The following is a 19,633-nucleotide window of genomic DNA, read 5'->3' on the forward strand; positions in this document are numbered from 1 at the left end:
TCCCCTGGGGGGTCTCGGAATGAGGGAGATGCCGTTGTCCCGCACCCCGCGGAAGGCCACACGACGAACCAATGCGACGCTCCCTACGGTTCCGTAACCTACGGCATCGTAAGTATGGCAGTGCCCGGCTCGGCGGCAAGAGCCCGCCAACCTGCGCGTCCCCAGGGACACCTATCCTTGGAGACAGTCGGACAGCGCGGTCCGCTCTGTTTTCTTCCCGGATGTCCGGCCCCTATGCGACGCCTGCCGCGGGGCCGGAGTACGGGTTCCCTCCCGGACGAGCTTCAACACTGCAAGGAGCCGCACCTGTGAGCAGTGCCGACGACCTTGGCCAGGCCACCGCAACGACCAGCACCGAGCTGCGCGCCGACATCCGCCGACTGGGCGATCTGCTCGGCGAGACCCTCGTCCGGCAGGAGGGCCCGGAGCTCCTCGACCTGGTCGAGAAGGTCCGCCGCCTGACCCGCGAGGACGGCGAGGCCGCCGCCGAACTGCTGCGTGGCATCGAACTGGAGACCGCGGCCAAGCTGGTCCGCGCCTTCTCCACCTACTTCCACCTCGCCAACGTCACCGAACAGGTCCACCGCGGCCGCGAACTGCGCGAGCGCCGCGCCGCCGAGGGCGGCCTCCTCGCCCGCACCGCCGACCGCCTCAAGGACGCCGACCCCGAACACGTCCAGCAGATGGTCCGCAACCTCAACGTGCGCCCCGTCTTCACGGCGCACCCCACCGAAGCCGCGCGCCGGTCGGTACTCAACAAGCTCCGGCGCATCGCCGCGCTTCTGGAGACCCCCGTCATCGAGGCCGACCGCCGCCGCTACGACACCCGCCTGGCCGAGAACATCGACCTCGTGTGGCAGACCGACGAGCTCCGGGTCGTACGCCCCGAGCCCGCCGACGAGGCCCGCAACGCCATCTACTACCTCGACGAACTCCACGCCGGCGCCGTCGGCGACGTCCTGGAGGACCTGACCGCCGAACTGGAGCGGGTCGGCGTCAAGGTCCCGGAGAACACCCGCCCGCTCACCTTCGGCACCTGGATCGGCGGCGACCGCGACGGCAACCCCAACGTCACCCCCCAGGTGACCTGGGACGTCCTCATCCTCCAGCACGAACACGGCATCAACGACGCCCTGGAGATGATCGACGAGCTCCGCGGATTCCTCTCCAACTCCATCCGCTACACCGGCGCCACCGAGGAACTCCTGGAGTCCCTGCAGGGCGACCTCGAGCGGCTGCCCGAGATCAGCCCCCGCTACAAGCGCCTCAACGCCGAGGAGCCCTACCGGCTCAAGGCCACCTGCATCCGGCAGAAGCTCGAGAACACCAAGCAGCGCCTCGCCAAGGGCATCCCGCACGAGCCCGGGCGCGACTACCTCGGCACCAGCGAGCTCCTCGCGGACCTCACCCTCATCCAGTCGTCCCTGCGCGAGCACCGCGGCGGGCTGTTCGCCGACGGCCGGATGAACCGCACCATCCGCACCCTGGCCGCCTTCGGCCTCCAGCTCGCCACCATGGACGTCCGCGAGCACGCAGACGCCCACCACCACGCGCTCGGCCAGCTCTTCGACCGCCTCGGCGAGGAGTCCTGGCGCTACGCCGACATGCCCCGCGAGTACCGCACGAAGCTCCTGGCCAAGGAACTGCGCTCCCGCCGGCCGCTCGCCCCGACCCCGGCCCCCGTCGACGCCGCCGGCGAGAAGACCCTCGGCGTCTTCCAGACGGTCAAGCGCGCCCTCGCGGTCTTCGGACCCGAGGTCATCGAGTCGTACATCATCTCCATGTGCCAGGGCGCCGACGACGTGTTCGCGGCGGCGGTGCTGGCCCGCGAGACCGGTCTCGTCGACCTGCACGCCGGCTGGGCGAAGATCGGCATCGTGCCGCTCCTGGAGACCACGGACGAGCTGAAGGCCGCCGACACGATCCTCGAGGACATGCTCTCGGACCCCTCCTACCGGCGCCTGGTGGCGCTGCGCGGAGACGTCCAGGAGGTCATGCTCGGCTACTCGGACTCCTCGAAGTTCGGCGGCATCACCACCAGCCAGTGGGAGATCCACCGCGCCCAGCGCCGGCTGCGGGACGTCGCCCACCGCTACGGCGTCCGGCTGCGGCTGTTCCACGGCCGCGGCGGCACCGTCGGCCGCGGCGGCGGCCCCTCCCACGACGCCATCCTCGCCCAGCCCTGGGGCACCCTGGAGGGCGAGATCAAGGTCACCGAACAGGGCGAGGTCATCTCCGACAAGTACCTCATCCCGTCCCTGGCCAGGGAGAACCTGGAACTGACGGTCGCGGCGACCCTGCAGGCGTCCGCCCTGCACACCGCGCCCCGCCAGTCCGACGAGGCCCTCGCCCGCTGGGACGCGGCCATGGACGTCGTCTCGGACGCCGCCCACGCCGCCTACCGCAGGCTGGTCGAGGACCCGGACCTTCCGACGTACTTCCTCGCCTCCACGCCCGTGGACCAGCTCGCCGATCTGCACCTGGGCTCGCGGCCCTCCCGCCGCCCCGGCTCGGGCGTCTCGCTCGACGGACTGCGCGCGATCCCGTGGGTGTTCGGCTGGACCCAGTCCCGGCAGATCGTGCCCGGCTGGTTCGGCGTCGGCTCCGGCCTGAAGGCGCTGCGCGAGGCGGGCCTGGACACCGTGCTCGACGAGATGCACGAACAGTGGCACTTCTTCCGCAACTTCATCTCCAACGTCGAGATGACGCTGGCCAAGACGGACCTGCGGATCGCCCAGCACTACGTCGACACCCTCGTCCCCGACGAGCTCAAGCACGTCTTCGACCGGATCAAGGCCGAACACGCCCTGACCGTGGCCGAGGTACTGAAGATCACCGGCGAAGCGGAACTGCTGGCGGCCACCCCCGTGCTCAAGCAGACCTTCGGCATCCGCGACGCCTACCTGGACCCGATCTCCTACCTCCAGGTCACGCTGCTCAAGCGCCAGCGTGACGCCGCCGCCGAGGGGGCCGAGCCCGACCCGCTCCTCGCCCGCGCCCTGCTCCTCACCGTCAACGGCGTCGCCGCGGGCCTGCGCAACACCGGCTGACCCGCCCGCCCGACCGATCCCGTGACAAGAGGCGCCCCGGTCCGCACGGACCGGGGCGCCTCTTCCGCGTCCGCACGCACACCACCGACGCGCACGGCCGCGTCACACCGCCACGAACGCCGCCGTCAGCAACGCGACGCCCGTCCCGGCCAGCACCCAGCCCGCCCGGACCCGCCCCAGACCTCCCGCGACCACCACCGACGCCAGCAGCAGTGCCCCGCCCAGCGGCACCCACGCGTACAGGACGCCGGCCGGACCGGACCGCACCACCTCGTCACTGCCCGGCTTGATCACCACGGTGTAGATCCCGCCTTTGCGCACCGCGACCGACTTCTCGATCTCCACGCGCGCGCGTGCCGTCGAACCGGCGGACACGGGCGTGTACGGCCCCGCGCACGTGTCCTCACCGCACCGCGTCAGTCGGACCGTGCCCTGCTCCCGGCCCTTCGTCAGCATCACGTGCTGCGCGGACCCCCAGGAACCCCACACCCCGGCGATCAGGATCAGCACGGCGACCGCGCCCATCGCCGCGAGCCGCCCGAACCGCAGCGCGACTCCTGAGGCCGAGCTCTTGGCGGGCCCCTTGGCGGACCCCTGCGCGGGCCCCTTGGCGGACCCCTTCGCCGGGCCTCTGGCCGACCCCTTGGCCGATTCCGGTCCCTCGGCCGAGCCGGAGCCCGCGGCCGCGCCCGCGGCCGAGCTCTTGGCCGGACTCTTGCGGGAGCGACCCCGGCGGCGGTGGGAGGGGGCTGCTGTGGCAGGCATGGCCGGGATCATTGGCCATGCCTGAACGGCCCGTCAACCTCCGGGGGTGACAAGTCAGGAGTTGTACGTGCTTTGCGCCCGTTCGAGTCCTTCGAGCACCAGGGCCTCCGCCGCGTCCGCCGCGCGGTCCACGAAGTAGTCCAGTTCCTTGCGCTCGGCCGAGGAGAAGTCCTTCAGCACGAAGTCCGCCACCTGCATCCGCCCCGGCGGCCGCCCGATCCCGAACCGCACCCGGTGGTAGTCCGGGCCCATCACCTTCGTCATCGACTTCAGACCGTTGTGCCCGTTGTCCCCGCCGCCGAGCTTCAGCCGCAGCACGCCGTAGTCGATGTCCAGCTCGTCGTGCACCGCGACGATGTTCGCCACCGGCACCTTGTAGAAGTCCCGCAGCGCGTTCACCGGCCCGCCCGACACGTTCATGAACGACATCGGCTTCGCCAGCACCACCCGGCGGCTGCCCGTACCCGGCGGACCCAGCCGGCCCTCGACGACCTGGGCCTGCGCCTTGCCCGCCCGCTTGAACCTCCCCCCGATCCGCTCGGCCAGCAGATCCGCGACCATGAAACCGACGTTGTGCCGGTTCATGGCGTACTCGGGGCCGGGATTGCCGAGACCCACGATCAGCCAGGGGGCATTGGCGTCGGTCGTCACGTCCATGTCTCCTTGATACGCGCAGGCCGCCGCTCCCCGGAGGAAGCGGCGGCCGACGGGATGGGGTGCCGGGAAATCAGGCCTCGGTGCCCTCGGCCTCGGCGGACTCCGCCGGGGCCTCCTCCGCCTGGGCGGCCAGGACCTGGAGGACGACCGCGTCCTCGTCGATCGCCAGCGTGGTGCCCTTGGGCAGCGGGATGTCCTTGGCGAGGATGGCGGCGCCGGCCTCGAGGCCCTCGATCGAGACGGTGACCGACTCGGGGATGTGGGTGGCCTCGGCCTCGACCGTCAGCGTGCTGAGGACGTGCTCGAGCAGGTAGGCGCCCGGCGCGAGGTCGCCCTCGGTGTGGACGTAGACCTCGACGTTGACCTTCTCGCCGCGCTTCACGAGGAGCAGGTCGACGTGGTCCAGGAAGCCCTTGATCGCGTCACGCTGGACGGCCTTCGGGATGGCGAGCTGGGTCTTGCCGTCGATCTCGAGGCTGAGCAGGACGTTCGGGGTGCGCAGCGCGAGCTGGAGCTCGTGGCCCGGCAGCGTGATGTGCACGGGGTCGGCGCCGTGGCCGTAGACCACGGCGGGAACCTTGCTGTCACGGCGGATACGGCGGGCGGCGCCCTTGCCGAACTCGGTGCGGGTCTCGGCTGCGAGCTTGACCTCGGCCATGTTCACTCCTCGTAGATCTGGGGAAAGGTGGTCACCCGGCCAACCATCGGCCTGCTACGAAGAGCGCGTCGATAACGGACCGCCGTACACACGCGTGTACGGCCTCCCTCGCCGAGCAACTGTGGCAGTTTACGCAGCGGGAAGGCCGTACAGGAAATCGATCTAGACGAGGACCGTCACTGCTCGTCGAAGAGGCTCGTCACCGAACCGTCCTCGAAGACCTCGCGCACCGCGTTCGCGATCGTCGGCGCGATCGACAGCACCGTGATCTTGTCGACCTCGAGCTCGCCCGGCGTCGGCAGGGTGTTGGTGAAGATGAACTCGCTGACCTTCGAGTTCTTGAGGCGGTCGGCCGCCGGACCCGACAGCACGCCGTGCGTCGCCGTCACGATGACGTCCTCGGCGCCGTGCGCGAACAGGGCGTCCGCGGCGGCGCAGATCGTGCCACCGGTATCGATCATGTCGTCGACGAGCACGCAGACCCGGCCCTTGACCTCGCCCACGACCTCGTGGACGGTCACCTGGTTCGCCACGTCCTTGTCGCGCCGCTTGTGCACGATCGCCAGCGGCGCGCCCAGCCGGTCGCACCAGCGGTCCGCCACCCGCACGCGGCCCGCGTCCGGGGACACGACGGTGAGCTTCTCGCGGTCCACCTTGCTGCCCACGTAGTCGGCGAGCAGCGGCAGCGCGAAGAGGTGGTCCACCGGGCCGTCGAAGAAGCCCTGGATCTGGTCCGTGTGCAGGTCCACGGTGAGGATCCGGTCCGCGCCCGCCGTCTTCATCATGTCGGCGATCAGACGGGCCGAGATCGGCTCACGGCCGCGGTGCTTCTTGTCCTGACGGGCATAGCCGTAGAACGGCACGATGACGGTGATCGAGCGGGCCGACGCGCGCTTCAGCGCGTCGATCATGATCAGCTGCTCCATGATCCACTTGTTGATCGGAGCGGTGTGGCTCTGGATCAGGAAGCAGTCCGCACCTCGCGCCGACTCCTGGTAGCGGACGTAGATCTCACCATTGGCGAAATCGAAGGCCTTCGTCGGGACGACCCCGACACCCAGCTGGTGGGCGACCTCCTCGGCAAGCTCGGGGTGGGCGCGGCCGGAGAAGAACATCATCTTCTTCTCGCCGGTCGTCTTGATCCCGGTCACAGCACTGTCTCCTCAGAGGTGTCTCAGCTGGGTGTCGAGAGACCTCGCCGCTGGGCGCGACGGGGCCGTCTCAGCTGGTGGGGTGCGGGTGTGCACTTATCACGGTACGCCGTGTCCGACGTGCCTGTTTCCGGTCAGCTTTCGCTTTCCGCCTGGCGGGAGGCCGTCTCGGCCGCCTTCGCCGCCGCGCTGCCCGGACGCTTGCGGGCCACCCAACCCTCGATATTCCGCTGCTGACCACGGGCCACGGCCAGCGAACCGGGCGGCACGTCCTTCGTGATCACGGACCCGGCGGCGGTGTACGCGCCGTCCCCGACCGTGACAGGAGCCACAAACATGTTGTCCGAACCGGTGCGGACGTGCGACCCGACGGTGGTGTGGTGCTTGTCCTGTCCGTCGTAGTTCACGAACACGCTCGCCGCGCCGATGTTGGAGTACTCGCCGATCGTGGCGTCACCGACGTAGGAGAGGTGCGGGATCTTCGTGCCCTCGCCGATGGTGGCGTTCTTGGTCTCGACGTACGTGCCGATCTTGCCCTTCGCCCCGAGGCGGGTGCCGGGGCGGAGGTACGCGTACGGCCCCACGATCGCGTGCGGACCGATGTGGGCGCTGTCGGACACGGTGTTGTCGACCCGGGCGCCCGCGCCGACCTCGGTGTCCTTCAGCCGGCAGTTGGGGCCGACCTGGGCGCCCTCGCCGAGGTGGGTGCTGCCGTGCAGCTGGGTCCCGGGGTGGACGACCGCGTCCTGCTCGAAGGTGACGGTGACGTCGATCCAGGTGGTCGCCGGGTCGACGACCGTCACGCCGGACAGCATCGCGGCGGTCAGCAGCCGGTCGTTGAGGATGCGGCGGGCCTCGCTGAGCTGGACCCGGTTGTTGATGCCGGCGATCTCCCGGTGGTCGGCCGCGACGGACGCGCCGACGCGGTGCCCGGCCTCCCGGAGGATCCCGAGGACGTCGGTCAGGTACTCCTCGCCCTGGCTGTTGTCCGTGCGGACCTTCTTCAGCGCGTCGGCGAGCAGCGGCCCGTCGAAGGCGAAGACCCCGGAGTTGATCTCGCGGATCGCGCGCACGGCGTCGTTGGCGTCCTTGTGCTCGACGATCGCGGTGACGGTGCCCGAGGCGCCGTCCCGGACGATCCGCCCGTAGCCGGTCGCGTCCGGCACCTCGGCGGTGAGGACGGTGACGGCGTTGCCGTCCGCGTGGTGGGTGGCGGCCAGTTCGGCGAGGGTCGCTCCGGTGAGCAGCGGGGTGTCGCCGCAGACGACGACCACCGTGCCGTCGACGTCTCCGCCGAGCTGCTCGAGGCCCATCCGGACGGCGTGCCCGGTGCCGTTCTGCTCCTCCTGCACGGCGGTGCGTACACCGGCGTCGACCTCGGCGAGATGCGCCGTGACCTTCTCCCGTGCGTGTCCGACGACGACGACCAGGTTCTCGGGGTCCAACTCACGGGCCGCGGCCAGCACATGGCCCACGAGGGAGCGGCCGCTGATCTCGTGCAGGACCTTCGGTATGGCGGACTTCATACGGGTGCCCTCACCCGCTGCGAGAACGACGACGGCTGCCGGGCGAATGGCGCTCACGGAAGTTGCCCTTCGGCTGTGGAGTGGGGTGGGACATCCGAAGGATACCGGGGCGTTTCTTTGAGGACATGAGAGTGGGCCCTGACAGTGCTGTCAGGGCCCGGAACTGCTATGGCTCCCCCGCCAGGACTCGAACCCGGACATATGGCACCAAAAGCCACAGTGCTGCCAATTACACCACAGGGGAACAAGGGTGACGTAACCGGACATATGGTCCGGCTGTCGTGTGGCGCCTCCTACTATGCCGCACCATCAGCCCTCGACGCGACGGTGTAGGCCGGTGCGGGTCGGCGCTCCGGCCCATGATCACCCGAGGACGGGCCGGGCGGCCCTCGGCGGGGCGCCGAGAGGCGATCCGGCACGGCCGGGCCCGCGTCGGAACGCCCGGTTCCGGGTTCGAACGGGCGTGGTTCGGCAGTTCGAGGGATACCGGTGGGTTTCGATGCTGTTCGGTTACGGAGTGTGGTGTGGGGCGGTCGGGGAAAGTCGCCGGAAAAGCCGGGGGTCGCGCCCGTAGGCTGGAGGCATGACCACGACGGGGGAAGAGGACACGGCGGCCCGGGGAGGGCCGTGGTGGTGGACCAGATGGCGGAGCGCGGCGTTCGACTGGAGCCTGGGGCTCGTGTCCGCCGTGGAGTGCGCGGTGGAGGGGATCCCGTTCGCCCGGGACGCCGGGATCCCGGCGGCGGCGGGGGTGGTGTTCGGACTGCTCGCCGGGTCGGTCCTGGTGGTGCGGCGGAAGTGGCCCATCGCGGTGGTGCTGGTGTCGATCGCCATCACCCCGGCCCAGATGGGCTACCTGATGGGCATCGTGGGGCTGTACACGCTCGCCGCCTCCGAGCTGCCCCGCCGGATCATCGCCTCGCTCGCCGGGATGCAGCTGGTGGGGACGTTGATCGTGACGTTCGTGCGGGTGCGGCAGAGCATGGACCAGGGCCGGCTGACCATCGGCGACTGGTTCATCCCGTTCGCCGCCATCACGACCTCGCTGGGGCTCACCGCGCCGCCGCTGCTGCTCGGCCTGTACGTCGGCGCCCGGCGGCGTCTCATGGAGAGCCTGCGGGAGCGCGCGGACAGCCTGGAACGGGAGTTGCAGCTGCTCGCGGAGCGGGCGGAGGAGCGGGCGGAGTGGGCGCGCGGCGAGGAGCGGACCCGGATCGCGCGCGAGATGCACGACGTGGTCGCGCACCGCGTGAGTCTGATGGTCGTCCACGCCGCGGCCCTGCAGGCCGTGGCCCGCAAGGACCCCGAGAAGGCGGTGCGCAACGCGGCCCTGGTGGGTGACATGGGGCGGCAGGCGTTGACCGAGCTGCGGGAGATGCTCGGAGTGCTGCGCAGCGGCGGTCCGGCGGATCGGGCGGCCTCGGTGCCCGTGGTGGCGGTGGGGGTGGCCGCCGCGGTGGTGGTGGAGGAGGGCGAGGGGCCGTGTCTGTCCGAGCTCGACGAGCTGGTGGGGCAGTCGGCGGCCGCCGGGATGGTCGTGGAGCTGCTGGTGGAGGGCGAGGTGCGGGCGTACGCGGCGGAGGTGGAGCAGACGGCGTACCGGGTGGTGCAGGAGGCGCTGACGAACGTCCACAAGCACGCGGCGGGCGCCAAGACGCATGTGCGCCTGGCGCATCGGGACGGGGAGATCGCGATGCAGGTGGAGAACGGGCCGCCGCCGGAGGTGTCGGCCCTGTCGGCGGGGTTCCCCTCGGGCGGCAACGGACTGGTGGGGATGAAGGAGCGGGTGCTGGCGCTGGGCGGGGTGTTCGTGTCGGGACCGACGGATGCGGGGGGCTTCCGGGTGTCGGCGGTGATTCCGGCGGCGGCGTAGCCCCCGCAGCCGCCGTAGCCCCCGCAGCCGTCGTAGCCCCCGCAGCCCCCTCAGCCCTCGGGGGCCGCGGGCCGGCCGGTCAGCCGGCGGTGAGGCGCACGGGCTCGATGCCGGAGGTGAGGGCGCCGAGGGCCTGGTCGATGTCGGGGCCGAGGTACCAGTCGCCGGTGTGGTCGAGGGCGTAGACGCGGCCTTCGGCGTCGATGGCGAGGATGCCCTGGGTGTCGGTCTCGGTGCCGAGGGGGGCGACGTCCGTGTCGAGGGCGCGGCCCAGGTCGGCGAGGGTGCGGGCGAGATGGAGGCCGTGCAGGGGGTCGAGGTGGACGGTGGACGGCGCGACCTGGCGGCCGGGGCCGGTGGGCGCGATGGTCAGGCCGCCGAATTCGGCCCAGGCCTCGACGGCGGCGGGGAAGACCGCGTGCCGGTGGCCGGCGGGCGAGGTGTGGTCCCGGAGGGTGTCGGCCCAGATCTCGGCCTGCTTGATGTCCCAGCGTCCGGGTTGCCAGCCGGCGGCGCGCAGCGCGGCGTCGACGGGGACGGGGAAGCGTGTGGTGGACGTGCGGTCGGGGTGCATCGGCCCTTCGTTCGTCGAGCTGGTGGTGCGTGGCCCGGTGGGGCCGTCGTGTCGTCCTGGGCGGGGGTGGCGGTGCGAGCGGTCGAGGTGCGAGCGGTGGCGGTGAAGGCGGTGGGGGTGCGGGTGGTCGAGGTGCGGGTGGTCGAGGTGCGGGTGGTCGAGGTGCGGGCGGTGGCGGTGAAGGCGGTGGGGGTGCGGGTGGTCGAGGTGCGGGCGGTGGGGGTGCGGGCGGTGGGGGTGCGGTTCAGGCGCCCGCGGTCGAGGGGTCGACGATGCGGACGCCGAAGTGGGCGCTGAGCGCGGTGCAGGCGCGGCAGGGGGCGGCGAAACTGCCGTGCAGCGGGTCGCCGTCCTCGCGGATGCGACGGGTGGTGAGTTTAGCCTGTTTGAGGGTTTTGCGCGCTTCGCCGTTGGTCATGGGGCGCCGGGCGGCGCGTCTGCTGCGCGCGGCGTCGGCAGCGGTGAGGTGGCGCGAGATGAGGAGCGCCTCGGCGCAGCGCCCGGTGAAACGGTCGCGCTGGGTGCTGGTGAGGGTGTCCAGGAAGTCCTGGACGAGGGGGTGCAGCTGCGGGGGCTGGTCGGCGCGGGCCGCGGTGCTGGTGAGGGTGGCGCCGCGGACGGAGAGGGCGGCGGCGACGGTGGGGAGTATGCCGTCCCGGCGGTGGCGGAGGACGGGCGTGTGCGGGGCCTCGGTCGCGGACCAGCCGATGCGGGGATCGCCTGACGGACCGGTGTGCTGACCGGTGTGCTGACCGGCGTGCGGGCCGGTGTGCAGGTTGGTGTGCGGGTCGCCGGTCCGGCCGGTGTCGTGGGCGGCCGTGTCGTTGCCGAACAGGTCGTCCGACCTGCCGGTGTGTGACCCTGTCTGCGTCGCGTTCATGATCGTCTACCCCTCCCGTGCATCCCCCCGGACGTCACAGAGTGCCAAATGGCGTGGCGGGTGCGGAAGCTGGGGCGGTTCGACACGCCCGTGTCCGGGCGGGCTGTCACGGCAGGGTGACGGCTGGTCACGGAAGCGGAGGGCCGGTGACCGCCGTCGTCGTACCGCATAGGCTGTCGGCACCGTCGGCGCGCGGTTGACGCGCGTTGGAGATTGTTGGAGACAGTCGATACGGGGCGTGGTGGGTGGGTCCGGAAGCGGAACCGGCCGCTGCGGGCCGTACAGAGTGCCGCAGGGGGCAACCGCCATGACGACAGGTCGGCTCGGGCAGCAAGCCGCGCCGCCGAACGCGGCCTATGCCGGGCAGGTCGTGCATTTCCCGGATCCGGTCCGGGCGGCACGCCACCCGAGGGGCGTGCGGATGGACGAGCGGGGCTACCCCGACTTCTCGCCGTACGCGCGGGCGGCCGCGGAGATCGCGGAACCGCCGGAGGGCTTCGGCGTGGACGAGCTGCGGCTGACGGACTACGTGTCGGCGAACGCGGTGCTGGCGGCTTCGGGACACGAGCTGTGGGACACGGTGCCGAGCGTGGCGACGCCGCACGGCTGGACGTGGCACCACGTCGTGGGTTCGCGGCGGCTGGAACTGGTCCCGGTCGAGGTGAAGGCGCTGCTGCGGCATCACGGTGGGGTCTCCTCGGCGGTGGTGGACCAGGCGAAGCGCGGGACGCGGCCGCTCCAGGAGACCCGTCCGGTGCACTTCGGGCTGCCGAAGTCGGGCGTGGCGGTGACGGAACAGCAGGTCCAGGGCGTCGAGGAGGACCTGGGGTACCGGCTGCCGGGCGCGTACCGGTCGTTCGTGAAGGCGGCGGGCGGCTGCGCGCCGGTGGGCACGGCCCTGGACGCGGAGCTGGGTCTCCTGGTGGACCAGCCCTTCTTCACGGTGCGCGACGAGGCCGCGGTCAACGACCTCGTGTACGTGAACAAGTGCCTGCGCGACCATCTGACGAAGGACTACCTGGGCGTCGGGTTCGTGCAGGGCGGGCTGCTGGCCGTGAAGGTGCGCGGCGAGCGGGCCGGTTCGGTGTGGTTCTGCGCGTACGACGACGTCCGGGACGTGGATCCGGCGTGGTCGCCCGCGGAGCGCATGGAGCGGCTGCTGCTGCCGTGCGGTGAGGACTTCGACGTCTTCCTGTCGAGGCTGGCCGGTAATCCGCCGGAGTTGGAGACGGTGGCCAATCTGATGGTGGACGGCGGGTTCGCGCGTGCGGTGCCGACAGCCGCGTCTTCGGTGGGGGAGTGAGCTGGACGATGGTGACGTTCGCGCAGGCGCAGGAGCGCGCCGAGGAGTGGATCAACGGTGACGTGCCGGCGTATCAGCACCGCGAGGTGCGGGTGCGGGAGTTCGAGCTCGGCTTCGTGGTGTGGGCCGAGGACCGCGCCGAGGGCCCCCGTTCGGACGGCGGCGCGCAGCGGCTGGTGATCGCCCGGGACAGCGGGGAGGCCACCCTGTGGCCCGCGGTGCCGGTGGGTGAGGTGATCCGCCGGTACGAGGAGGAGTACGGCCGCACGGACGCCCCCGCCGACGCGGTGCCCGCGCCCCCGGCCCGGGTGGACCTGAATCAGACGTCGTTCTTGCTGTCGCCGCCGGAATGGCTCCAGGAGGCGGCCGACAAGCTGGGGATCGCCGACCGGCGGGAGGCCGGTGCAGGTTCCGATACCGGTTCCGGTTCCGGTTCCGCGCACGGTGCCGCTTCCGGCAACGGCGAGGCGCCTTCGGCGCCGGGGTCCGTCTCGCCCGCGGGTGCGGATTCCGGTGCGGGCGGCCCGGCCGACGCCGTTCCGGGCGGGACCCCCGTGAGCGGTGACCCCTCGCTTCCCCGGACCCAGGGCGGGGTGCCGGGAACCCGGCTGCCCGAGACGCAGGCGGGAGTGCCCGCGGGTGCCCCCGCCGGGGGACCGTCGGCGCCCGCCGCTCCCGTCGGGGCGACGCCGTGGGCGGGCACCGACACCAACGCCGACGCCGGTGACGACCGCTCCGTTCCGCTGCCCGCCACCGTGTTCGCGCCGCCGCTGAGCGGCTCCGACGACGAGGCGGTGCCGCCGGTGTCCGCGCCGGACGCCAAGACGGCGCTGATGGCGGGCGGCAGCCGGCTTCCGCGGACGGCGGTCGCGCCCGCGCTCGACGCTCCGGAGCCGGGGACGGGCGGCGCGGGGCCGGCCGGGAACGCACCGGCCTCTCCGACTCCGCCGACTCCGCCGGCCGGTCCGGCCGGTTCCTCGTACGGCTACCCGCAGGGGCCCGGCGCGAGCGCGCCGGGCGGCCCGGGTGGCCCGGGGGCTCCGTCCTCACCGGGTTCGTCCCCGTCGTCGTCCTCGTCGTCCTCGTCCTCGTCCTCGTCCTCGTCTTCTGAGGGTGGGCCGGGTACGCCGCCTCCGGCCGGACCGGGCACGCCCGCGCGGCCGCTCGCGCCGAACGCCGGCGACATCGCGGACGCCGCGACCAGCAAGGCGGCGCCGCCCCCACGGCGTCAGCGCGGAACCGGGGCGCAGCCACCGCCTCCGCCGAGCGCCCCGGGAACGCCGGGCGCGCGACCGGGGAACACGCCTCCGCCGCCTTCCGGCCCGGGCGCGCCCGGCGCCCCGGCGGGCGGGTACGTGCCCACCCAGCTCGTGTCGGCCCTGGGCCCGGACGGGTCCGCGGGTCCGGCCGGTCCGGGGAGCCCCGGCAGCCCGGGTACGGGCGGCGGCGCGGGCCGGGGCGCGGGAGGTGCGCCTCAGCCTCCCGGTGCGCCTGGTGCGCCCGGTGCGCCCGCGGGACCGAATCCGCCCGGGGGCACGCCTCCCGGTGGCGTGCACCATGCCGCGACGATGCTTGCCGACCCCGGCCGGATGGGACCGGGCGCCCCGCAGCCGCCCGGCGCCCCGGGGGTGCCCCACGCGCCGGGCGCTCCCGGCGCTCCGGGCACGCCGCCCGGCGCACCGCAGGCGCCGGGTGTCCCCGGCTTCCCGGGCGCCCCCGGCGCGCCCGGTGCCGCCCACCATGCGCAGACCATGCTGGCCGGGCCCCAGGCGGGCGGTCCCGGCGCGCCTCCGCCGCCGCAGGCTCCCGGTGGCCCCGGCTTCCCGGGCGCTCCCGGCGCACCCGCGGCTCCCGGTTTCCCGGGTGCTCCGGGCATGGCTCCCGCGCCCGGCGCGCCGCAGCCGCCGATGCCGCCGGGCGGTCCTGTGCCGGGGCAGCCGCCCGCGTACGGGTATCCGCAGCAGCAGGGGCTGCCGACGGTCGGCCCGGGCTATCAGGCCGTGCTCCGCTTCCGCGCGCAGGACGGCTCGGAGCAGCAGCTGATCCGGCGTTCGGCGCCGGGGACCCCGCACCCGGAGTGGCAGATCTTCCACGAGCTGCGGGCCATGAACGTGCCGCCGGACCAGGTGCTGGAGCTGCACACGGAGCTGGAGTCGTGCGAGCTGCCGGGCGCCTACTGCGCGCGGATGATGCGCGAGCAGTGGCCGCAGGCGCGGATCACGAGCATCGCGCCGTACGGGACGGACCACGCGAGCCGCCAGCAGGGCATGCAGCAGCTGCTGGCGCACCAGGGCGAGTTGCACCAGGTGGCGGACGGACCGGCACGTCCGGCGCCCGTCCGCGCGCCGTTGCCGGCGGTGCAGGCCGCGCCGCCGATCCCGCCGGAGGCGATCGGGCAGGAACTGGCGGCGGTCTTCGGGCCGGCGGTGTTCCGCTTCGAGCAGGCCGCGGTGTCCCGGCAGGGCGTGCCGCCGGTCGTGGCGCACACCCTGGTTGTGGCGGGCCTGCCGGCGGACATGGGGCCGTTCTTCTGGGCCCAGGCCCAGCCGGGCCGGCCGGTGCCGACACTGGCGGAGCTGGCCGCCGAACGGGGCGTGCAGCCGGCCTCGGACGCGGGCTCCTACCTCGTCATGGGCAGCGACTTCGGCAAGGCGATCTGCGTGCAGTACGGCACGGCGAACATCGTCGCCGTGCCGGTGGAGGCGGGTCCCGGAGGCGCGCCCGTGCCGCCGCAGTTCGTGAACACCGGGCTGCCGGAGTTCGCGCGCTGTCTGGCGCTGCTCGGGCGGATGTGGCGGCTGCGGTTCGGTCTGAACCAGGAGCAGGCGGGTCGCTGGACCGTCGACTTCCAGGCCCAGTTGGCCTCGATCGACCCGGCGGCGCTCGGTTCGCCCGAGAGCTGGTGGTCGGTGCTGCTGGAACAGATGTGGGACGGACTGCTGTGACGCACCGTCACCGCGCCCCGTAGCGAGGCGCGGAGCCGTGGAGGCCTACGCGTACGCGTACAGGTCCACGGGCGAGACGGGCGAGTAGGGCGAGGGCGAGTACGAGGACGAGCAGGACGGAAAGGGGTCGGGCCCGGTCGGATGATCGGGCCCGACCCCTTTGTGTCGGGGTGTGCCGTGACCTGTGCGCGGAGTGTCGCGTTATGAACACTTGCGCCCGATCCATCAAGATATGCGCGAAATCATCATGTCGTGTCCGTCGGGTGGCGAGGGGTTTCAGGATGAGCAGCGCATCGATGTCACCGCCGGGGTTCGTGACCGTCCGCGGCCGCGGCTACCGCCCGGAACAGGTCGAGGCGTACACCGCCGCCCTCTGCGCCGACCGGGACGCCGCGTGGGAACGGGCCGCCCGGCTCACGGTGCTCGCCAGGGAGATGGAGGAGGAGGCCGAGCAGCTGCGCGAGGTGGTGACACGGCTCGCCCCGCAGACGTACGACTCCCTCGGGGAACGCGCACGCCGCATCCTCCAGCTCGGGCTGGAAGAGGCGGCGGCGGTCCGTGACGACGCCCGCACCGAAGCGCGGGAGCACGTCGCGCACGTCGAGACGTGTGCTCTCGATGTGCGCCGCGCGGCCCAGGAGGAGGCGGACGCGCTGCGCGCGGAGGCCGAGGAACGCGCCCGCCTGCGGCTGCTCGCGGCCCGCGCCGAGGCCGACGAACTCCGCATCGGGACCCGGCGCCAGGTCAAGGAGTACCGGGGCGAGGCGCTGGCCGCCCTGCGCGAGGTCCGGCAGCGCACCGCCGCGATGCTCGCCGAGCAGGGGAAGGAGCTCGCCGAGCGGTGGGCGGCGGCGGAGCGCGAGGAGGCCGAGCGGATCGCCGCCCTCGACGCGCGGCACGCCCGGTCCGTGGCCCGCGCGGAGGCGGCGCTGTCCGAGGCCGAGCAGGCGTTCACCGAGGCCGAGGAGTCGGCCCGCCTCCGTCAGGAGGAGGCACACGCGCGTGCCGCCGAGCTGCTCACCGAGGCGCGCGCCCGCGAGGAGCGGATCGACCGGGAGACGGAGCGGGTGCTGCGGGAGCACGACGAACGCCGGGACGACGTCCAGGCGCACATGGACCACGTGCGCAACAGCCTGAGCGCGCTCACCGGCCGGGCGGTCGACTAGGCCTGACGGGACCGGGCCGCCGGCGTCGGTCGCGTCGTTGGTGTCGGTCGTGTCGGTCGTCCTGTGTCTACGACGACGGGCCGATGAGCTCGTCGGCGACCCACCGTGCGGCGTCGGCGGGGTAGGGCGCCGGCAGTCCGAGCACGATGTGCCCGAAGCCGGCGCCGATCGCGTCGCCGATCGCGGCCCGGGTGGCGGCGGGCCGGTCGTAGGAGACGGGCAGGTGGATCGAGCGGGTGACCGAGGCGGGGTCGCGGCCGATCTCGGTGCAGTAGCGGTCCAGAAGGGCGCTGCGGCGGACGACGTCGTCGAGGTCGCCGCCCGGGATGTTCCACAGGTCGGCGTGCTCGGCGGCCACCCGCAGGGTCGCGGCCGAGCGGCCGCCGACGAGGATCGGCGGGTGGGGGCGCTGGACGGGCCGGGGGCTGCCGAACGCGCCGGTGAGCCGGTGGTGGGCGCCCTCGAAGTCGAACGGCTTCTCCTCGGTCCACAACCGCCGGATCAGCGTGCAGGCTTCGGCGAGGCTCTCCACGGCGTGCGTGGTGTCGTGGAACGGCAGGCCGTGCGCCGCGTACTCGCGCCGGGCGAGGGGGTGGTCGGGCCGCGAGCCGACGCCGATGCCGAAGTCGAGCCGCCCGCCGGAGACGATGTCGACGGTCGTGGCGATCTTGGCCAGCACCGCGGGCGGCCGGAAGCGATTGCTGGTCACCATGACGCCGAGCCGCATCCGCCGGGTGAGGGCGGCGAGCGCCGAGAGCAGGGTCCAGCCTTCGAAGGCCGGCCCGTCCGGGTCGCCGCCGATCGGCATGAGGTGGTCGAAGAGCCAGGCGTGCTCGATCTCCGGGATCGCGTCCGCCTCGCGCCAGACCCGCAGGACGTCCTGGTAGTCGACCTGCATGGGGGCGGTCATGATCCCGAAGCGGGGCGGGGGAGTGGGTGCCATGGAGTGGTCGCGTCCTTCGGTGAGGAGGGGTCGTCCCCGTCCGGTCAGCGGCGCCGCAGGGACGGGTCGAGCAGCGCGGGCGGAGTGTCGAACTTCTCGTGGGCGGCGAGGTCGGTGCCCGGGGCGACGACGGCGTCGATCGCGTCGAGCACGTCGGCGGAGAGCACGGTGTCCGCGGCGGCGAGCTGTGCGCGCAGATGGTCCGTGGTGCGGGGGCCGATGAGCGCGCTCGTCACGCCGGGATGCGCGGTCACGAAGCCGAGCGCGAGCTGGATCAGGGTCAGGCCGGCCTCGTCGGCGATCGCGGCCAGCCGCTCGACGGCGTCGAGCCGGGCCCGGTTGGCGGGGAGGGCGGTGTCGAAGCGCTGCGGCATGAACGCCGAGCGGCTGGTGGTGACGGGGCGGCCCTCGCGGATCGCGCCCGTGAGCCATCCCGAGGCCAGCGGGCTCCACACCAGGACGCCGAGGCCGTACTCGTCGGTCACGGGCAGTACGTGGGTCTCGACGCCGCGCTGGAGGATCGAGTAGCTGGGCTGCTCGGTGACGTAGCGGCTCAGGTGGTGCTCGCGGGCGGCCCACTGGGCCTGCACGATGCGGTAGGCCGGGAAGGTCGAGGAGCCGAAGTGGCGGATCTTTCCGGCGCGCTGGAGGTCGGTCAGCGCCGAGAGCGTCTCCTCGTCGCTGGTGCTCGGGTCCCACCGGTGGATCTGGTAGAGGTCCACGTGGTCGACGCCGAGACGGCGCAGGCTGTTGTCCAGCTCGGTGACGAGCCAGCGGCGCGAGCTGCCCCGCCGGTTGCGCTCGTCGCCCATGGGCATGCCGGCCTTCGTGGCCAGCACGATGTCGTCGCGCCGGCCGGCGATGGCCTTGCCGACCATCTCCTCCGACTCGCCGTCGCTGTACATGTCCGCGGTGTCGATGAGGTTGATGCCGGCCTCGAGGGCGGCGTCGACGAGGGCGGTGGCCTCGTCCTGGGTGGTGCGTCCGATCCGGCCGAAGTTCATCGCGCCGAGCGCGAGGGAGCTGACCTGTACGCCGGTCCGGCCCAAGGTGCGGTACTGCATGACTGTTGTCTCCTCCTCGAGGATGACGCGTCGTGTCGCACGCGTGCGTGACGGCGTGCGTGACGGCGTGCGCGGCTTGGTCACGGGCCCGCCGCTCTGGCATGATGGGCAAACGGAACCGTGTCCCGTTTGAACATACGGAACACTGTTCCGTTTATCAACCCCCGTCGGCGACCAGGTCGTCCTCAGGTGCGACCAGGTGCACGGTGGACGTGTCGGCGGAGGCGAGTCAGGCAGTCGGTCGGGCAGCGAGCGGGCAGGCGATGGGCAGTGAGCGGGCACGAGATGGGCAGGCGGCGGGAGAGGAAGGTGGCGCGGTGAGTGACGGCGACCGGGGCGCGGGGCGCACGGCCCGGCCCCAGCGGGCGGACGCCCGGCGCAACAAGGAGACCCTGCTCGACGCGGCCGCCGCGCTCTTCGTGACGGCGGGCGTGGAGGCGCCGGTGCGCGACATCGCGGCCAGGGCGGGCGTCGGGACGGCCACGATCTACCGCCACTTCCCGACGCGGGCGGACCTCATCATCGCCGTCTACCGGCATCAGGTCGACGCCTGCGCCGAGGCCGGTCCTGCCCTGCTGGCGGCGGGCCCGACCCCGCACGCCGCGCTGGGCCGGTGGATCGACCTCTTCGTCGACTTCCTGGTCACCAAACACGGACTAGCCGCCGTGCTCCAGTCCGACGACGCGGGCTTCGAGGCGCTCCACGCGTACTTCCTCGACCGCCTCGTGCCCGTGTGCGGCCGGCTGCTCGACGCCGCGGTCGCCTCGGGTGAGATCCGGCCCGGCTTCCAGGCCTACGAGATCATGCGCGGCGTCGGCAACCTGTGCGTCGGCGCGGAGGACGATCCCCGCTACGACCCGCGCCGACCGGTCGAACTCCTCGTCGCGGGACTGCGCCGGACGGACTGACCGCAGCACGCGCCACGCCGACCGTGGTGGCCGCGCTCACCGGGCTCACCGGCCTGACGGCACCCATCGCCCCGTGACGACGGCGTGCACCGCGGTCACCGTTGCTCACCGGCGTCGGGCGGGCGGCGACGGGGGCGCGGCTACGCGCGCGTGCGGGGTGTCCGCACGCG

General features: G+C 72.8%; 15 protein-coding genes and 1 tRNA gene. 6 read left to right on the forward strand and 10 right to left on the reverse strand.

Annotated features, from left to right (window positions below):
• The first annotated feature begins 308 nt into the window (after nucleotides 1–308).
• Nucleotides 309–3,050: a phosphoenolpyruvate carboxylase gene (ppc, locus tag J2X68_RS07870; RefSeq protein ID WP_310431710.1), complete on the forward strand. Its 2,742-nt coding sequence runs from the start codon at nucleotides 309–311 to the stop codon at nucleotides 3,048–3,050.
• A gap of 102 nt (nucleotides 3,051–3,152) precedes the next feature.
• On the opposite strand, the gene J2X68_RS07875 is transcribed toward ppc, so the two are convergent.
• The 6 genes from J2X68_RS07875 to J2X68_RS07900 all read right to left on the reverse strand — a co-directional run bounded on the left by J2X68_RS07875 (nucleotide 3,153) and on the right by J2X68_RS07900 (nucleotide 8,051).
• Nucleotides 3,153–3,599, reverse strand: coding sequence for a hypothetical protein (locus J2X68_RS07875; protein ID WP_310431771.1), 447 nt, complete (start codon nucleotides 3,597–3,599; stop codon nucleotides 3,153–3,155).
• A 270-nt stretch (nucleotides 3,600–3,869) separates the two neighbouring features.
• Entirely contained in the window at nucleotides 3,870–4,472 is a 603-nt protein-coding gene (gene pth, locus J2X68_RS07880) for an aminoacyl-tRNA hydrolase (RefSeq protein WP_062645254.1), read from the reverse strand.
• 70 nt (nucleotides 4,473–4,542) lie between these two features.
• Nucleotides 4,543–5,130, reverse strand: a complete 588-nt coding sequence (locus J2X68_RS07885; RefSeq protein ID WP_310431711.1) for a 50S ribosomal protein L25/general stress protein Ctc — start codon at nucleotides 5,128–5,130, stop codon at nucleotides 4,543–4,545.
• Between the two features lie 176 nt (nucleotides 5,131–5,306).
• Nucleotides 5,307–6,281 (reverse strand): ribose-phosphate diphosphokinase, encoded by a 975-nt coding sequence (locus J2X68_RS07890; RefSeq protein WP_189920751.1) that lies wholly within the window; start codon nucleotides 6,279–6,281, stop codon nucleotides 5,307–5,309.
• A gap of 134 nt (nucleotides 6,282–6,415) precedes the next feature.
• Nucleotides 6,416–7,864: a bifunctional UDP-N-acetylglucosamine diphosphorylase/glucosamine-1-phosphate N-acetyltransferase GlmU gene (gene glmU / locus J2X68_RS07895; RefSeq protein WP_310431712.1), complete on the reverse strand. Its 1,449-nt coding sequence runs from the start codon at nucleotides 7,862–7,864 to the stop codon at nucleotides 6,416–6,418.
• 112 nt (nucleotides 7,865–7,976) lie between these two features.
• Nucleotides 7,977–8,051 (reverse strand) — tRNA-Gln (locus J2X68_RS07900).
• Nucleotides 8,052–8,390: 339 nt separating this feature from the next.
• Here J2X68_RS07900 and J2X68_RS07905 point away from each other — a divergent pair.
• Nucleotides 8,391–9,680 (forward strand): histidine kinase, encoded by a 1,290-nt coding sequence (locus J2X68_RS07905; protein ID WP_310431713.1) that lies wholly within the window; start codon nucleotides 8,391–8,393, stop codon nucleotides 9,678–9,680.
• Between the two features lie 79 nt (nucleotides 9,681–9,759).
• Here J2X68_RS07905 and J2X68_RS07910 read toward each other — a convergent pair whose 3' ends face one another.
• Nucleotides 9,760–10,254: an SUKH-3 domain-containing protein gene (locus J2X68_RS07910; protein WP_310431714.1), complete on the reverse strand. Its 495-nt coding sequence runs from the start codon at nucleotides 10,252–10,254 to the stop codon at nucleotides 9,760–9,762.
• 244 nt (nucleotides 10,255–10,498) lie between these two features.
• Entirely contained in the window at nucleotides 10,499–11,134 is a 636-nt protein-coding gene (locus J2X68_RS07915; RefSeq protein WP_310431715.1) for a YwqJ-related putative deaminase, read from the reverse strand.
• Nucleotides 11,135–11,441: 307 nt separating this feature from the next.
• Between J2X68_RS07915 and J2X68_RS07920 the strand changes: the two genes are divergently transcribed.
• The 3 genes from J2X68_RS07920 (at nucleotide 11,442) to J2X68_RS07930 (ending at nucleotide 16,548) form a co-directional block, all read left to right on the forward strand.
• Entirely contained in the window at nucleotides 11,442–12,437 is a 996-nt protein-coding gene (locus tag J2X68_RS07920) for an SMI1/KNR4 family protein (protein ID WP_310431716.1), read from the forward strand.
• An 8-nt stretch (nucleotides 12,438–12,445) separates the two neighbouring features.
• Nucleotides 12,446–15,382, forward strand: coding sequence for an SUKH-4 family immunity protein (locus J2X68_RS07925; RefSeq protein ID WP_310431772.1), 2,937 nt, complete (start codon nucleotides 12,446–12,448; stop codon nucleotides 15,380–15,382).
• Nucleotides 15,383–15,663: 281 nt separating this feature from the next.
• Nucleotides 15,664–16,548: a cellulose-binding protein gene (locus J2X68_RS07930; RefSeq protein ID WP_310431717.1), complete on the forward strand. Its 885-nt coding sequence runs from the start codon at nucleotides 15,664–15,666 to the stop codon at nucleotides 16,546–16,548.
• A gap of 67 nt (nucleotides 16,549–16,615) precedes the next feature.
• On the opposite strand, the gene J2X68_RS07935 is transcribed toward J2X68_RS07930, so the two are convergent.
• Both J2X68_RS07935 and J2X68_RS07940 read right to left on the reverse strand, forming a co-directional pair.
• The gene (locus J2X68_RS07935; RefSeq protein WP_310431718.1) at nucleotides 16,616–17,491 is read right to left on the reverse strand and encodes an LLM class flavin-dependent oxidoreductase; all 876 of its coding nucleotides are present in this window, start codon (nucleotides 17,489–17,491) and stop codon (nucleotides 16,616–16,618) included.
• Between the two features lie 44 nt (nucleotides 17,492–17,535).
• Complete coding sequence (locus J2X68_RS07940; protein ID WP_310431719.1) at nucleotides 17,536–18,555, reverse strand: aldo/keto reductase; 1,020 nt, start codon at nucleotides 18,553–18,555, stop codon at nucleotides 17,536–17,538.
• Between the two features lie 317 nt (nucleotides 18,556–18,872).
• Here J2X68_RS07940 and J2X68_RS07945 point away from each other — a divergent pair, with 317 nt between their 5' ends.
• Nucleotides 18,873–19,463, forward strand: a complete 591-nt coding sequence (locus J2X68_RS07945; RefSeq protein ID WP_310431720.1) for a helix-turn-helix domain-containing protein — start codon at nucleotides 18,873–18,875, stop codon at nucleotides 19,461–19,463.
• The last annotated feature ends 170 nt before the right edge of the window (nucleotides 19,464–19,633 follow it).

The organism is Streptomyces sp. 3330 (assembly GCF_031456635.1).
Lineage (GTDB): Bacteria > Actinomycetota > Actinomycetes > Streptomycetales > Streptomycetaceae > Streptomyces.

Coding starts and splice junctions, on each gene's coding strand:
- J2X68_RS07885 (WP_310431711.1), bottom strand. CDS start 5,130: ATGGCCGAGGTCAAGCTCGCAGCCGAGACCCGCACCGAGTTCGGCAAG.
- J2X68_RS07940 (WP_310431719.1), bottom strand. CDS start 18,555: ATGCAGTACCGCACCTTGGGCCGGACCGGCGTACAGGTCAGCTCCCTC.
- J2X68_RS07915 (WP_310431715.1), bottom strand. CDS start 11,134: ATGAACGCGACGCAGACAGGGTCACACACCGGCAGGTCGGACGACCTG.
- J2X68_RS07925 (WP_310431772.1), top strand. CDS start 12,446: ATGGTGACGTTCGCGCAGGCGCAGGAGCGCGCCGAGGAGTGGATCAAC.
- J2X68_RS07905 (WP_310431713.1), top strand. CDS start 8,391: ATGACCACGACGGGGGAAGAGGACACGGCGGCCCGGGGAGGGCCGTGG.
- J2X68_RS07910 (WP_310431714.1), bottom strand. CDS start 10,254: ATGCACCCCGACCGCACGTCCACCACACGCTTCCCCGTCCCCGTCGAC.
- pth (WP_062645254.1), bottom strand. CDS start 4,472: ATGGACGTGACGACCGACGCCAATGCCCCCTGGCTGATCGTGGGTCTC.
- J2X68_RS07935 (WP_310431718.1), bottom strand. CDS start 17,491: ATGGCACCCACTCCCCCGCCCCGCTTCGGGATCATGACCGCCCCCATG.
- J2X68_RS07930 (WP_310431717.1), top strand. CDS start 15,664: ATGAGCAGCGCATCGATGTCACCGCCGGGGTTCGTGACCGTCCGCGGC.
- J2X68_RS07920 (WP_310431716.1), top strand. CDS start 11,442: ATGACGACAGGTCGGCTCGGGCAGCAAGCCGCGCCGCCGAACGCGGCC.